We start from the raw sequence: 14,115 nt of genomic DNA, 5'->3' as shown, positions 1-14,115 counted from the left end.
TATAGTCGGGCCGTGACCAGCGGGGATGCGCTGACCGGGCGGGACGCAGAGCTGGCGGAGTTACGCCGTGCGCTCAGTGGGGTCGGCAAGTATGCGGGTGTGGTGATCGCCGGGGCGGCCGGCGTGGGCAAGACGCGGCTAGCGCGCGAGCTCATCGGCCGGGCCGCGGCCACCGGACTGCCAACGAACTGGATCGTCGGGACGGCGTCTGCGCGTCCAATTCCGTTGGGTGCGTTCACCACAACGCTGTCTAGCGAGGCGATGGCGGCCGTCGCCGCGCCCGCGCCCAGCGTGCGCCGCGTCATCGACTCGCTCGTCGGTGCGGGCAGCAACGGCCGGTGCCTGATCGGCATCGACGACGCGCATCTGCTGGACGGGTTCTCCGCGCACGTCGTTCACCACCTCGCACAGACCCGCGAGGCGCGACTGGTGGTCACCCTTCGCACTGGAAACGCCGCGCCCGACGCCGTGACGGCGTTGTGGAAGGACGGGCTGCTGGCGAGGCTCGACCTGGACCCGCTGACCGAGGACGCCACCCGCTCGATGGTGGAGCGCACGCTGGGCGGCCCGATCGACGCCCGTAGCGCCAAGCGGTTCTGGAAGCTCACCAGCGGCAACCCGCTGTACTTGCAGCAACTGATCAGGGACCAGGTGGCGGCCGAACGCTTCCACAAGGCGGCCGGGTACTGGATCTGGGACCGTGACGTCGCGGTGTCGCAGAGCATGAGCGACCTCGTCGGCAGCCAGTTGGATCGGTTGCCGCCCGAACTCGCCCGCGTGGTCGACACGCTGTCGCAATGTGAGCCACTTGAGGTCGAGGTGCTGACCGACGTGGTCGGACGAGAGCACGTCGAGGCCGCCGACGCAATGCACCTGATCACGGTCGAGCGCTCCGGCACCACCTTGCTGGCCCGGCTCGCCCATCCGCTGTTCGGGGAGCTGCGGCGGGCGGCGGTCGGTGAGCTACACCAGTCGAAGGTGCGCGGCGAGCTGGCCCGGCGCCTGTACGACACGGACGATCGCGATCCGCAGGCGACGGTCCGTCGCGCACTGCTGGTGCTGCAATCGGACTTGGCGCCCGATCCGGGGCTCTACCTCGAGGCCGCCCGCCACTCGATGCAGCTGCTCGACCTGGACCTCGCCGATCAGTTCGCCGGAGCCGCAACGGCACTCGGCTCGGTCGAGGCGGTCGAGCTTCAGGCGCTCAACCGATTCCTCGCCGGCGACGGCGCAAAGGCCAAGGAGCTGCTCCGCGGGCTCGTTGCCCGCCCCGACGCGGACCGCCACCGCTGGGCCACCGTGCTGGCGGCGAACCTGATGTGGATGCTGGCCAAGCCCGGTGAGGCCGCCGACGTGCTCGCGGAGTTGGCGGCGGGGCCCGAGACCGACGCGGAACGCGCCGAGCGGCTCGCCGTCGAGGCCTGTGTCGACGCGGTGTTCGCGCGGTGCGTCGACGCGCAGCAGAAGGCTAGGACCGCACTAGATTCCGAGGGCCTGTCCGATCTGTCCGCGATGCTGGCGACGGTGGCGATGGTGATGTCGTGTGGTGCGCTCGGCAACGACGACGAGATCACCCCGGCGGCCGCAGCCGCGCTGGAACGCGCGACCAACTCGTATGAGACCTCGCACATGCGGTTCTGGTTCCTCGGCGTCTACGCAAGGGCATGCCGCCTGACGGGTCGCATCACCGAATGCGTCGACGCGGCGACGACGCTCGCGGAGTCCGCCAACGACGTGCCCGGGCTGGCGTATGCCAACCTGGTCTTCCTGTTCGGCAGCGCGCGGCTGATGCGCGGTGACCTGGAGGAGGCGGGCCGGCTGCTGCGGGAAGCTCTCGCGGGGGTCGAAGACCATGCCGTCACAACGGGTTTGCGGCCCGCGTGCGCCTTCGCGCTGACCGAGCTGTACGCCAAGCAGTGCCGGCCCGAGGAAGCCGCCGAGATGCTGGCCGTGGCCCGCCACGCCGTCCCCGACGACTTCCTGTTCATGCAGACGGGGCTGGCGTTGGCCACGGGTTGGACGCTGGCGGCGGGTGGCTCGCTCGCCGAGGCGATCGACACGGTGCTGACGGAGGCGAGGGTGGCCCGCGACCGGCAGCAGCCAACGCACGAGGTGGCGTGTCTGCAGGCGGCCCTGCAGTGGGGCGTCGTCGACGGGCTGGACGACATCGTCAAGCGGACGCGCGAGCTCGCCGACGCCTTGGCGCTGCCCCTCGCCGACGCCGTTGCCGCCCATGCCGATTCGCTGCATGCGCACAGCGGCGAGGGCCTGCTGGAGGCGTCGCGGGCGTACGAGGCGATCGGCGACCGGTGCACCGCGGCGGACACGGCCGCGCAGGCGGCGGCGGCCTTCACGGCCGCGCAGCATCGCGGACGTGCCCAGTTTGCCGCCTCGGCAGCCGAGCAGCTGGCAGGCGAATGCGGTGGGCTGTGCACGCCTGCCACGCGAAGCGCGACCGCGCCCGTGCCGTTGACGGGCAGGCAGCGCGAAGTCGCCGAACTCGTGGCGGCCAGCCTCACGAACAAGGAGATCGCCGACAAGCTGGTCATGTCGGTGCGCACCGTAGAAGGCCACCTGTTGCGGGCGTGTCAGCGCCTCGGCGTCACCACCCGCCGCGAGCTGGCGGAGATCATGCGCAGGGGGATGGGCCCTACGTCTCGTTGACGCCGGTCGAGGACTGCGCGCGGTCTTCGTAGTCCCTGCGTGCCGTGGTGTCGAAGTCGAGGAACACGCGGTCGGTGCCCGTCTTCCTGGCGAGCCAACGCCGCGCGCGGGGGCCGAGCATCGACGTGGCCGCACCGACGAACCGCAGCGGAGCAGGCACCGACACGTGGGTCTTCGGCTTGTCGAGCGCCTTCACGATCGCCGCCGCGATGTCCTCGGGCTGAACGGGCTTCTGCGCGCCGGTGGCATTGGTGCCCGCGATGAGCTCCGTGTTGGTGAACGTGGGCAGGATGACGGTCACCTCGACGCCTTGCGGCGCGAACTCGTCGGCCATCGCGGTGGACAGCCCGACCACCGCGAACTTCGTCCCTGCGTAGACGACCTGGCCCGGCACGGCGACCATGCCCGACATCGACGCGACGTTGACGATGTGTCCCCTGCGCCGGCGGACCATCTCGGGCAGCACCAGCTGGCAGCCGGTGAGCACGCCGTAGAGGTTGACCTCGATCGCGGAGCGCATCGCCTGCTCGGACTGTCCGAGGAACGGACCGACGGGCATCACGCCCGCGTTGTTGATCAACACGTCGACGTGGCCCTGCCCGTCGGTGCGGGCCTTGTCGAGGAACGTCGCGAACGACTCCTTGTCGGTGACGTCCAACGGATAGCCGCTGACCTGGCCGAACTTGGCCAGCTCGGTGACTGCCGATTCGAGCACCGCGACGTCGCGGTCGCCGATGACCACCCGCGCGCCCCTGCTCAACAGCGCCTTGGCAGTGGCGTGGCCGATGCCGCGCGCGGCACCCGTGATGGCGACGGTCTTGCCCCTGATGTTGTCCATGACGGCGAACTTTACACGTGTCAAGTTTGGTTTCAAAAGGGTCGTTGCTCGAACGACCTCGGGGCATTTGCAATCACGCCGAGTGGAACCGGCAGTTTGGAATGCGGCCGCCCTGTGTGCGTTGGAGAGTTAGGTGATGCCAGTGTCAGCCGTGAACCATCTGCGCTTCGTCACGGTCGGTCAGGACGATCCGCTGGCCGAACCGTTACTGGCCGAACTCGCCGTCGAGTACGCCACCCGATACGGCGGGACCGTCGCGGGCGTGGACAGGTGGCTGCGGGGCTACCCGGCGGAGGAGTTCGCCGCGCCGGGAGGGGGCATGCTCGTCGGGCTTCTCGCGGGCGAGCCCGTCACGGGTGGAGCGTTCCGCCGCTTCGACGAGCGGACGGCCGAACTGAAGCGCATCTGGACCGATGCGCGCTTCCGGCGGCGGGGTCATGCGCGCTTGCTGCTCGACGCGCTCGAACGCGAGATCGCGTCCCGCGGATATCGCCGGGTGTACCTCACGACGGGTGACCGCCAGCCCGAGGCCGAGGCGCTGTACCTGGCCGCGGGGTACGCGAAGCTCGACGAGCCGCTGCCTGCCGAGGGCGAGGTCTACCCGATGGCGTTCGCGAAGGAACTCGAATGACGGACCTGCTCCACGTGGCCGTCGCACTCGAGGGTTACGGATGGCACCCCGAGGCGTGGCGCCACACGCCGAACCGCCCGTCGGTGTTCAGCGGGCGGTACTGGGCCGGCCTGGCGGCCACCGCCGAGCGCGGCCGAGTCGACTTCGTCACGTTCGACGACGGGCTGACGCCGCAGCGACGGCGCCGGCCGGAACTCGAATCACGTTGGTTCGCAGGGCGACTCGACGCGGTACTAGTCGCGTCGCGGGTCGCGCCCACCACCAAGCACATCGGACTGATCCCGGTCGCGACGGTCACCCACACCAAGCCGTTGAACGTATCGAAGGCGATCGCGACGCTGGACCTCGTCTCCCACGGCCGGGCCGGGTGGCAGCCGCGAGTCAGCGGCACCGCGCACGAGGCGGCACTGTTCGGTCGCCGCGACGTCGGTGACGTCGACCTGTTCGCCGAGGCCGTCGACGCCGTCGACGTGGTGCGCCGGGGGTGGGAAGGCTGGAACCAGCCGGTCGTCGCGGCGCTCGCCCACGCGCGGCCCATCTACGAGTTCGCCGCGCGCAGCGCCGAGCTGGTGTTCGTCACCCCGTCCGATGACGGCGCATTGCGCTCGATCCTCGGTGAGGTCGCCGAGGTGGGCGGCGCGCATCTGAAGGTCTACGCCGACGTGTACGTCACGTCGGACGGGACCGTCGACCGGCGATCCGACGCCTACGTGTACTGCGGCACCGCAGCCGAATTGGTCGAGCTGGTGCTGAGGTGGCATGCCATCGGAATCGACGGGGTCCGGCTGCGGCCCGCCGTCAACGCCGTCGACCTGCCATTCATCGTCGACGAGTTCGTGCCCGCCCTGCGCGAGGCCGGGGCATTTCGATCCGAATACGGCGACGAGCCGCTGCGGTCCCGGCTGGGACTGTCCGTCGCCACCAATCTCCATGCAGAGTCGAGGCACCCGTGAACGTTCCGCTGTCGATACTCGACCTCGCGCCGATCAGCGCGGGCAGTGACGCCGCAACGGCGCTGCGCAACACCGTCGAGCTGGCCCAACACGCCGACCGATGGGGGTATCGGCGGTACTGGCTCGCCGAGCATCACTTCGTCGCGGTGGCGAGCTCGTCGCCCGCGGTGCTCATCGGGCAGCTCGCCGCCGCGACCGAACGGATCCGGGTCGGGGCAGCGGCGGTGCAACTCGGCTACACGACGGCAGTGGCCGTCGTCGAGTCCTTCGGCATCCTCGATGCCTTGCACCCGGGTCGCATCGACCTCGGCATCGGGCGCTCCGGTCAGCGCCGCCGCGAGGCCAACGAGACGCAGGCGCCGAGGCCGAAGTCGGCGCCGCGGGAATGGCACGAGGTGGACGGCGTCGTCGTGCCCGCCCCGTTCGACATGAGCGCCCTGATGCGCAATCCGGTACTGCGGGCACAGATGTCGGTACTTCAACAGCCCGACGCCGTGGCCCCCGACTTCGCCGACCAGGTCGACGACATCCTCGCGATGCTCGGCGGGACCTACACCGTCGACGATTTCGACGTCCGTGTCACGCCCGCCGCGGGAACCGGGCTGCGGCCGTGGGTGTTCGGAAGCAGCAAGGGTCAGAGCGCCAGGGTTGCCGCGGCGCGCGGGCTGCCGTTCGTCGCCAGCTACCACATCACCCCGGCCACCGCACTCGAGGCGATCGAGGTGTACCGCAACGACTTTCAACCCTCGGCGGAACTGCCGGAACCCTACGTCGTGGTGTCGGCCGACATCGTCGTAGCCGATGACACCGCCACCGCACGACACCTGGCGTCGAGCTACGGCCATTGGGTTTACTCCATCCGGGCGGGTGGTGGCGCGGCCCCGTACCCGGATCCTGACTCGGTCGAGCCGCTGACCGAGGAGCAGGACGAGCTCACCAGGGACCGCACCGCAACGCAGTTCGTCGGCGACTCCGACGAGGTGGCCCACAAGCTCGACACCCTGCAGCGCGCGACGAGGGCCGACGAACTGGTCGTGACGTCGGTGACGTACCGCCAGGAGGACCGGCTGGCTTCACATCGGCTGCTGGCGCAGCGTTGGGGCCTGGGGTGAGGGAAGGCAAGCAGCGCAAGAAGATCCACCTCGGTGCGCGCTTCCCTGACTCGGACAGTCGGCTCGAGTTCGAATCGTTCCAGCAGCTCGCCCAGACCGCGGAGCGCGGGCTGTTCGACTTCATCCTCCTGCCCGAGGGGCACCCGGACACCCTTTCGATGCTCGCCGCGCTGGCGGCGGTCACGGAGCGGCTCGGACTGGTGGGCACCGTCAACACCACGGTCAACGAACCATTCGAGGTGGCAAGGCAATTCGCCACCCTGGATCACCTATCGGACGGGCGAGCGGCCTGGAACATCGCGACGTCGCACTCCGACGGGTACGAACGGGCCGCGGAGTTCCTGACCGTGGCACGCGAGTTCTGGGACAGCTGGGACGCCGACGCGATCCGAGCCGACGAGTCGACCGGCGTGTACGTCGACCCCGACCGGGTGCACGACGTGTCGCACCGCGGCGCGCACTTCGACGTCCGCGGACTCACGACACTGCCCGCGGGGCCGCAGGGCCATCCGATCCTGCTGCAGGCGGGTGACTCGGCTGACGGGCGCGACTTCGGGGCCCGGCACGCCGACGCACTGTTCACCCCGCACGCCGACCTCGTGTCGGGCCAGAATTACTACGCCGACGTCAAGGCTCGCGTGGTCGCCATTGGGCGAGATCCCGCCCAGGTCAAGGTGTTTGCCGTTGCCACGGGTGGGCTCGGTGACACCCCCGAACAGGTTGCCGACGAACTCGACCTCCACGTCCAATCCGACGCGTGCGATGGGTTCATCCTGACCCCGGATGGTCTCGATGACTTCGTCGCGAAGGTCGTCCCGCTCCTGCAGGAGCGGAGCGCGTTCCGGTCCGAGTACACCGGCACCACCCTGCGCGACCATCTGGGGGTGACGGCCGGACTACGCTGAGTAGCGGGGTGAGGCGGTGCACATGCTGTCGCAGACGGTAGTGGGATGGCTGTTACTCGCTGGTGCGCTGCTGACGTTCGCGGTCGGCATCGCCATGCGGGTGGTCGTCGGCCGTAGCCGTGAGACCGCGCTGGTTGCGCGGATCGTCCGCGGCTTCCGTGAGACCCGCGTGGCCCGGGTGCTTTTCGGGCCAATCGGCAATGACGCACTCGATGACGGCGAACTCGACGCGATGATCCTGATGCCCGCGATCATCATCGGCTGCGGACTGTGCCTGGTGGCGGTCTTCCTCCTGGGCTACGCCGTGCTCACCTGATCGCCGACCGTGCACACCACCGCGAGCGCATCGTTGGTCGCGTCGACCCCGGAGTCCCCGATGCACGCCTCGAGCCGAGACCGAAGTTCCTCCTGGACGCTTGGATCCAAGGTGAGCACGTTGGAGTAGGTGGTCACCATGTTCACCCAACGCTCGGTCGGGTAGTGCAGGTGGTCGACGTGGCGCCGGCGTTCGCTCGCCAAGCCGGCTTCGGTGAGCAGCGGCCCGAGCTCGTCACCCTCGACGTAGACGGACGGCCGCTGCCATTCGTCCAGCAGGCCGGCGTATGCGCGATCGAGCTGCTGCCTGTCGGGCGTGACGGGAGCGACGCGGTTCCAGAGCAGCGCCAGCCGTCCACCCGGGTTGAGCAGCGCTGCGACCTTGCGCAACGCGAGTCGAGGTTCGACCCAGTGGAACGACTGCGCGAACACCACCATGTCGAAGCTGCGGCCCGCCGGATCCCACGCCTCGAAGGTCGCCACCTCGACGGAAAGTCCCTTCTCGGAGGCGACACGCGCCATCTGCGAATCGGGTTCCACGGCAAGGACGTTGGCCCCCGCCTGGGCTAGCTGCATGGACGCGATGCCGGTGCCCGCGCCGACGTCGAGGACGCGGAGGCCGTCGCGCTGCACCAACTCCGCGATGAGCGCCTCGGGATAGTGCGGACGGTTCGCGTCGTAGCTTTGGGCGGCGGAGCCGAATGCCTCGGCCCTGCGCCGATCGCGATGGACCGGAGCGCGTTCGGTCACCGCGCGGCCCGCTCTGCGGCCTCCAGGATGGACCCACGCCACACCGGGCCGTGTCCTGGCAGCAGCACGTTGGTGTCGAGCATCCCGAGCGCGGCGAGGCTGCGCACGCACCCGTCCTGGTCGTGATTGAAGATGCCGGGCAGCAGCTGCGGGCCGCTGCGCGTCGACACCGGATGGCCGGTGACGAGCGCGTCGCCGCTGACCAAGACCCCGTCGACCAGGTACGAACAGTGCCCGCCGGTGTGCCCCGGTGACGGGATGGCCATCGGAGTGCCAGGCAACGCGGCCGCCACCTGCTCGGTCAAGGCATGCGCCGTCGGAATGCCGGCACGCGTCAGGGCGCCCTTCATGCCGATCTCCAGCGACCACTTGACGTAGCGCGGCTGCCACATCTTGGTGGCCAGGTCCAGCAGTGACACCTGCTCGAGGTACTCGCGATGCGCGTGGCCGACCTCGGCTTCGTGGCAGAACACTGGTGTGCCATGGGTTTTCGCGAACCAGATCGCCGTCCCGAAGTGGTCGACGTGAGCGTGGGTCAGCAGGAACGCGTGAATGTCGTCGACGTCGAAGCCCAGCGTGCGAATCGACGTGAGCACGTCGTCGCGCTGCCCGGGGAATCCGGCGTCGATGATCAGCAGCCCGTTGTCATCGGCGACCAGCGTCCAGTTGACCAGGTCGGTGTGGGCGAAGTGGACGGTGTCGGTGATCTGGTGCAATTCGACCGAACTCGCCACACCGTCAGTCTAGGCGGATCCCAAGGGGCTCCGAGTGCCCGGGGAATACGCAACGGGGCTCGAGGAGTAGAAACGTAACGTGGCTCAACTCAAACTGGGATACAAGGCGTCGGCGGAGCAGTTCGCCCCACGCGAACTCGTCGAACTCGCCGTCGCGGCCGAAGCGCACGGCATGGACAGCGCCACCGTCAGCGATCACTTCCAGCCGTGGCGTCACGAGGGCGGGCACGCGCCGTTCTCGCTGGCCTGGATGACCGCCGTCGGCGAGCGCACCGAGCGGCTGATCCTGGGCACGTCGGTATTGACCCCGACCTTCCGATACAACCCGGCGGTCATCGCGCAGGCATTCGCGACGATGGGGTGTCTGTACCCCGACCGGATCTTCCTGGGTGTGGGCACCGGAGAGGCGCTCAACGAGATCGCCACCGGGTACGAGGGGGAGTGGCCCGAGTTCAAGGAGCGCTACGCCCGGCTGCGTGAGTCGGTGCGGCTGATGCGCGAGCTGTGGCTCGGCGACCGGGTCGACTTCGAGGGTGAGTACTACAAGACCAAGGGCGCGTCGATCTACGACGTGCCCGAGGGCGGCATCCCGATCTACATCGCCGCGGGCGGGCCGCAGGTGGCCAAGTACGCCGGGCGCGCTGGTGACGGGTTCATCTGCACGTCGGGCAAGGGCGAAGAGCTCTACAAGGACAAGCTGATCCCCGCGATGCGCGAGGGCGCGGAGGCAGCGGGCAAGAACCCCGACGACGTGGACCGGATGATCGAGATCAAGATCTCCTACGATCCCGACCCCAAGAAGGCACTCGAGAACACCCGATTCTGGGCGCCGCTGTCGCTGACCGCCGAGCAGAAGCACAGCATCAACGACCCCATCGAGATGGAGAAGGCCGCCGACGCGCTGCCCATCGAGCAGGTCGCCAAGCGCTGGATCGTCGCGTCGGATCCCGACGAGGCCGTCGAGATGGTCGGCCAGTACGTGACGTGGGGGCTGAATCACCTGGTGTTCCACGATCCTCGACAGGATCAGCGGCGCTTTCTTGAACTCTTCAAGAAGGATCTGGAGCCGCGCCTGCGCAAGCTGGGGTGATTTGGCAGGCTGGCAGTCGTGCCCAGCTCCATTTACATCGCGTCGCCCGAGGGTGACACCGGCAAGTCGACCATCGCACTGGGCATCCTCCACCGGCTGGCAGCCACCGTCGCGAGGGTGGGCGTGTTCCGGCCCATCACCAGGATGGGCGAGGAGCGCGACTACATCTTGGAGCTCCTGCTCGCCCACACCACGGCCGGGCTGAGCTACGAGGAGTGCGTCGGCGTCGGGTACGCGCAGCTGCACGAGGATCCCGACACTGCGATCGGCGACATCGTCGACCGCTACCACCAGATGGCCGAGCGATGTGACGCCGTCTTGATCGTCGGCAGCGACTACACCGACGTGGCCTCTCCCAGCGAGCTCTCGGTCAACGCGCGGATCGCGGTGAACCTCGGGGCGCCGGTGGTGCTTGCCGTGCGGGCGGCCGACCGGACGCCCGACGACGTCGCGCACGTCGTCGAGCTGTGCCTGGCGGAACTCGCGGGCCAGCACGCCCACACGGCGGCGGTGGTCGCGAACCGCTGTGACCCAGCCGAACTCGACGCGGTGGCGGCCGCACTCAAGCGCATCGAGCCCGACGGCGTTGGGTGCTACGTGCTTCCGGAGGAGCCGCTTCTGGTGGCCCCGTCGGTCGCGGAGCTGCGGGACGCGGTGCACGGGACGCGCATCAGCGGCGACGAGGAGCTGATGAACCGCGAGGCGCTCGGCGTGCTGGTGGCGGGCATGACGGCCGAGCACGTGCTGGAGCGACTCACCGACGGCATGGCGGTCATCACCCCTGGCGACCGTTCGGACGTTGTGCTGGCGATGGCGAGTGCCCATGCCGCAGCGGGCTTTCCGTCGCTGTCGTGCCTCATCCTCAACGGCGGGCTACCACTGCACCCGTCGATCGCGGCACTGGTGGCGGGGCTCGGGCTGCGGCTGCCCATCGTCGCGACCGAACTCGGCACGTACGACACTGCGCGGGCGGTCGCGTACGCGCGGGGCCGGGTCACTGCGAGCTCGCAGCGCAAGATCGACACCGCGCTGGAACTGATGGACACCTACGTCGACACCGCGGAACTCATTGCGCAACTGTCGATTCCGATACCCTCGGTGGTCACCCCGCAGATGTTCACCTACCAGCTGCTCGACCGGGCGCGGTCGGACCGCAAGCGCATCGTGCTCCCCGAGGGCGACGACGACCGCATCCTGAAGGCCGCCGGCCGGCTGCTGCAGCGTTCGGTCGCCGAGCTCACCATTCTCGGTGACGAGCCGGCCGTCCGGGCGCGCGCGGCCGAGCTCGGCGTCGACCTGTCCGAGGCCGTCGTGCTGGATCCGCGGACCAGCGAGCTGTGCGACCAGTTCGCCGAGCAGTACGCGGAATTGCGCAAACACAAGGGCGTCAGCGTCGAGCAGGCGCGCGAGACCATCCACGATGTCTCGTACTTCGGCACGATGCTGGTGCACAACGACATGGTCGACGGCATGGTGTCGGGAGCGCGGCACACGACGGCGCACACGGTCAAGCCAGCGTTCGAGATCATCAAGACGACCCCAGGGGTGTCCACGGTGTCGAGCATCTTCCTGATGTGTCTGGCCGACGAGGTGCTCGCGTATGGCGACTGCGCGATCGTTCCTGACCCGACGTCGGAACAGCTGGCGGACATCGCCATCTCGTCGGCGCGCACCGCCGCGCAGTTCGGCATCGATCCGCGGGTGGCGATGCTGTCGTACTCGACGGGCACGTCGGGGACGGGCGTCGACGTCGACAAGGTAAGGGCCGCAACTGAACTGGTGCGAACGCGGGAACCAGCACTACTGGTGGAGGGGCCCATTCAGTACGACGCCGCGGTGGAGCCGTCCGTGGCCGCCACGAAGATGCCGGAGTCGAAGGTCGCCGGCCGTGCGACGGTGCTGATCTTCCCCGACCTGAACACCGGCAACAACACGTACAAGGCCGTTCAGCGCAGCGCGGGCGCCATCGCCATCGGTCCGGTGCTGCAGGGGCTGAACAAGCCGGTCAACGACCTGTCCCGCGGCGCGCTCGTCGAGGACATCGTCAACACGGTGGCCATCACCGCGATCCAGGCGCAGGGCAAGTGAGTAATCCTCGCACGGTGCTGGTGATCAACTGTGGCTCGTCGTCGTTGAAATACGCAGTGGTCGAACCCGATACGGGACGGCTGGTGGTCGACGGCATCGTGGAGCGCATCGGCGAGGCGGAGGTGCCCGATCACGAGGCGGCGCTGCGGGCGGCGTTCGACGCGCTCGCCACCGACGGGCACGTGCTCGACGAACTCGGGCTCGTCGCAGTCGGGCACCGGGTGGTCCACGGCGGACCCGACCTGTACCAGCCGACCGTCGTCGACGACGAGCTGATCGAGACGCTCGAGACCCTCTCGCCGCTGGCGCCGCTGCACAATCCGCCCGCGTTGCTCGGCATCGAGGTCGCCCGCCGCGTGCTCCCGGACCTGCCCCACGTCGCGGTGTTCGACACCGCGTTCTTCCACGATCTTCCGCCTGCCGCGGCGACTTACGCGATCGACCGGGACGTGTCCGCGCAGTGGCACATTCGGCGGTACGGCTTCCACGGGACGTCGCATCAGTACGTCAGCGAGCAGGCCGCCGAGTACCTGCAGGCGCCGCTCGAATCGTTGAGCCAGATCGTGCTTCACCTCGGAAACGGGGCGTCGGCGTCGGCCATCGTGGGTGGTCGTCCGCTGGACACCTCCATGGGGCTGACGCCGATGGAGGGGCTGGTGATGGGCACGCGCTCAGGCGACGTCGACCCCGGTCTCATCATGTACCTCTGGCGCACGGCGGGGATGAGCGTCGAGGACATCGAGTCGATGCTGAACCGGCGCTCCGGCGTGTCGGGCCTCAGTGGGGACATCGACTTCCGCGTGCTGCACAGGCGGATCGAATCAGGCGACGAGGCAGCGCAATTGGCCTACGACGTGTACATCCACCGGCTGCGCAAGTACATCGGCGCCTACCTCGCGCTGCTCGGGAGTGCCGACGTCATCACGTTTACCGCGGGCGTCGGCGAGAACGACGCGGCCGTCCGGCGGGACGCGCTGAGCGGCCTTGCGCCGCTCGGCATCGAACTCGACGAGCACCTCAACGAGAGCCCCGCCAAGGGGCCGCGACGGATCTCGGCCGACAATTCGCCGATCACCGTGCTCGTCATCCCCACCGACGAGGAGCTCGCGATCGCGCGGGCGTGCGTGGCGCTCTCGTAACTCGTGTCGAGTCTTCTCGGGGAAGGAGCCGATAGTCAATAGCGTTACATATCAACGTAATTGCTCATTTGATGGTTACTCCGGCGTCGACCTTGAATTGCAAACCGGTAACGAATCGCGCCTCGTCGGAGACGAGATACAAGACGGCATTGCTGACGTCTACCGGCTCGACGCATGGCGTCGGCATTGCGTTGACGAAGGTGGGGATCAGATCGGCTCGCTCTCCGCCCAACAAGTCTCCGAGGGCATGCGGGATCATCCCGGTCGCCACGCCCGTGGGATGCACGGAATTGACCCGGATGCTCTGTGCGGCCAGTTCGTTGGCCAACGCGATCGTTAAGCCGACCACGCCCATCTTGGACGCGGTGTAGGGCACCTGGAGCGGGTAGCCCGTCAGCGCGCCGGCGGAGCTGATGTTCACGAGGCTGCCTCCGCCCTGAGCTAGCAGGTGAGGAATGGCCGCTGCGCACGTGTTCCACGTTCCGATCAAGTTGACGTCGACAACTGTCCGCCATTGCTCTTGAGTTGTCTTGTCCCAACTCCCAACAGTCAACACACCGGCATTGGCTACCGCTGCGTCCAAGCCGCCTAGTTCGTCGACAGCGTCGTCGACCACTTGCCGCATTGCTACATCGTCACGGATATCGACGACCCGACTCACACAGCGGCGGCCGAGATCGGCGACCAGCGACGCCGTCTCAGCAAGCTCCGCTTCGCTTGCCAACGGGTAATCGATATGCGGCAACGACGCGCAGATGTCAACTAGGACAAGGTCCGCACCCTCCTCGGCGAGCCTCAGTGCGTGGCTACGCCCCATCCCACGGGCGGCTCCGGTCACAAGAACACGTTTGCCCAATACTCGATGGGATTTCGATGTTGTCATCAAAGCGCTCCTT

13 protein-coding genes are annotated in these 14,115 nt (G+C 68.4%); 9 read left to right on the top strand and 4 right to left on the bottom strand.

The window, feature by feature from the left end:
- Positions 1 to 12: 12 nt before the first annotated feature.
- A complete protein-coding gene (locus SLQ33_RS20220; protein ID WP_319455654.1) occupies positions 13 to 2,664 on the top strand; it encodes an AAA family ATPase in 2,652 nt (883 codons plus the stop codon).
- On the opposite strand, the gene SLQ33_RS20215 is transcribed toward SLQ33_RS20220, so the two are convergent.
- Entirely contained in the window at positions 2,651 to 3,502 is an 852-nt protein-coding gene (locus SLQ33_RS20215; RefSeq protein WP_319455653.1) for an SDR family oxidoreductase, read from the bottom strand. The genes SLQ33_RS20220 and SLQ33_RS20215 overlap by 14 nt on opposite strands.
- 136 nt (positions 3,503 to 3,638) lie before the next feature.
- Between SLQ33_RS20215 and SLQ33_RS20210 the strand changes: the two genes are divergently transcribed.
- From SLQ33_RS20210 to SLQ33_RS20190, 5 genes are read left to right on the top strand one after another with little or no spacing between them, the layout of a single operon-like run.
- Positions 3,639 to 4,133, top strand: coding sequence for a GNAT family N-acetyltransferase (locus SLQ33_RS20210; protein WP_319455652.1), 495 nt, complete (start codon positions 3,639 to 3,641; stop codon positions 4,131 to 4,133).
- Positions 4,130 to 5,086, top strand: coding sequence for an LLM class flavin-dependent oxidoreductase (locus tag SLQ33_RS20205; RefSeq protein ID WP_319455651.1), 957 nt, complete (start codon positions 4,130 to 4,132; stop codon positions 5,084 to 5,086). Before SLQ33_RS20210 ends, SLQ33_RS20205 begins: the two co-directional genes overlap by 4 nt.
- The gene (locus SLQ33_RS20200; protein WP_319455650.1) at positions 5,083 to 6,198 is read left to right on the top strand and encodes an LLM class flavin-dependent oxidoreductase; all 1,116 of its coding nucleotides are present in this window, start codon (positions 5,083 to 5,085) and stop codon (positions 6,196 to 6,198) included. The genes SLQ33_RS20205 and SLQ33_RS20200 overlap by 4 nt, the downstream gene beginning before the upstream one ends.
- Entirely contained in the window at positions 6,195 to 7,103 is a 909-nt protein-coding gene (locus SLQ33_RS20195; protein WP_319455649.1) for an LLM class flavin-dependent oxidoreductase, read from the top strand. Before SLQ33_RS20200 ends, SLQ33_RS20195 begins: the two co-directional genes overlap by 4 nt.
- Before the next feature lie 22 nt (positions 7,104 to 7,125).
- Entirely contained in the window at positions 7,126 to 7,419 is a 294-nt protein-coding gene (locus SLQ33_RS20190; protein ID WP_319455648.1) for a hypothetical protein, read from the top strand.
- Here SLQ33_RS20190 and SLQ33_RS20185 read toward each other — a convergent pair.
- Positions 7,401 to 8,168 carry a class I SAM-dependent methyltransferase gene (locus SLQ33_RS20185; RefSeq protein ID WP_319455647.1) on the bottom strand — a complete coding sequence of 256 codons (768 nt, stop codon included), beginning with the start codon at positions 8,166 to 8,168 and terminating at the stop codon, positions 7,401 to 7,403. The genes SLQ33_RS20190 and SLQ33_RS20185 overlap by 19 nt on opposite strands.
- Positions 8,165 to 8,902 carry an MBL fold metallo-hydrolase gene (locus SLQ33_RS20180; RefSeq protein WP_319455646.1) on the bottom strand — a complete coding sequence of 246 codons (738 nt, stop codon included), beginning with the start codon at positions 8,900 to 8,902 and terminating at the stop codon, positions 8,165 to 8,167. The genes SLQ33_RS20185 and SLQ33_RS20180 overlap by 4 nt, the downstream gene beginning before the upstream one ends.
- 79 nt (positions 8,903 to 8,981) lie before the next feature.
- On the opposite strand from SLQ33_RS20180, the gene fgd reads away from it, so the two are divergent.
- From fgd to SLQ33_RS20165, 3 genes are read left to right on the top strand one after another with little or no spacing between them, the layout of a single operon-like run.
- The gene (gene fgd, locus SLQ33_RS20175) at positions 8,982 to 9,992 is read left to right on the top strand and encodes a glucose-6-phosphate dehydrogenase (coenzyme-F420) (RefSeq protein WP_319455645.1); all 1,011 of its coding nucleotides are present in this window, start codon (positions 8,982 to 8,984) and stop codon (positions 9,990 to 9,992) included.
- Positions 9,993 to 10,010: 18 nt separating this feature from the next.
- On the top strand, positions 10,011 to 12,080 hold the full coding sequence (pta, locus tag SLQ33_RS20170) for a phosphate acetyltransferase (RefSeq protein ID WP_319455644.1): 2,070 nt from the start codon (positions 10,011 to 10,013) through the stop codon (positions 12,078 to 12,080).
- Complete coding sequence (locus SLQ33_RS20165) at positions 12,077 to 13,219, top strand: acetate kinase (RefSeq protein WP_319455643.1); 1,143 nt, start codon at positions 12,077 to 12,079, stop codon at positions 13,217 to 13,219. The genes pta and SLQ33_RS20165 overlap by 4 nt, the downstream gene beginning before the upstream one ends.
- A 64-nt stretch (positions 13,220 to 13,283) precedes the next feature.
- On the opposite strand, the gene SLQ33_RS20160 is transcribed toward SLQ33_RS20165, so the two are convergent.
- Positions 13,284 to 14,102 (bottom strand): mycofactocin-coupled SDR family oxidoreductase, encoded by an 819-nt coding sequence (locus tag SLQ33_RS20160; RefSeq protein WP_319455642.1) that lies wholly within the window; start codon positions 14,100 to 14,102, stop codon positions 13,284 to 13,286.
- Between the last annotated feature and the right edge of the window lie 13 nt (positions 14,103 to 14,115).

Source organism: Mycobacterium sp. RTGN6, from assembly GCF_033804605.1.
Taxonomy (GTDB): Bacteria; Actinomycetota; Actinomycetes; order Mycobacteriales; family Mycobacteriaceae; genus Mycobacterium.
The sequence above is the reverse complement of the archived record's forward strand: the minus strand, read 5'-3'. Positions and strand labels throughout refer to the sequence as shown.

Excerpts from the sequence above, each read along its gene's own strand:
- SLQ33_RS20215 (WP_319455653.1), bottom strand. The coding sequence starts at position 3,502 with ATGGACAACATCAGGGGCAAGACCGTCGCCATCACGGGTGCCGCGCGC.
- SLQ33_RS20210 (WP_319455652.1), top strand. The coding sequence starts at position 3,639 with ATGCCAGTGTCAGCCGTGAACCATCTGCGCTTCGTCACGGTCGGTCAG.
- SLQ33_RS20205 (WP_319455651.1), top strand. The coding sequence starts at position 4,130 with ATGACGGACCTGCTCCACGTGGCCGTCGCACTCGAGGGTTACGGATGG.
- SLQ33_RS20190 (WP_319455648.1), top strand. The coding sequence starts at position 7,126 with ATGCTGTCGCAGACGGTAGTGGGATGGCTGTTACTCGCTGGTGCGCTG.
- SLQ33_RS20160 (WP_319455642.1), bottom strand. The coding sequence starts at position 14,102 with ATGACAACATCGAAATCCCATCGAGTATTGGGCAAACGTGTTCTTGTG.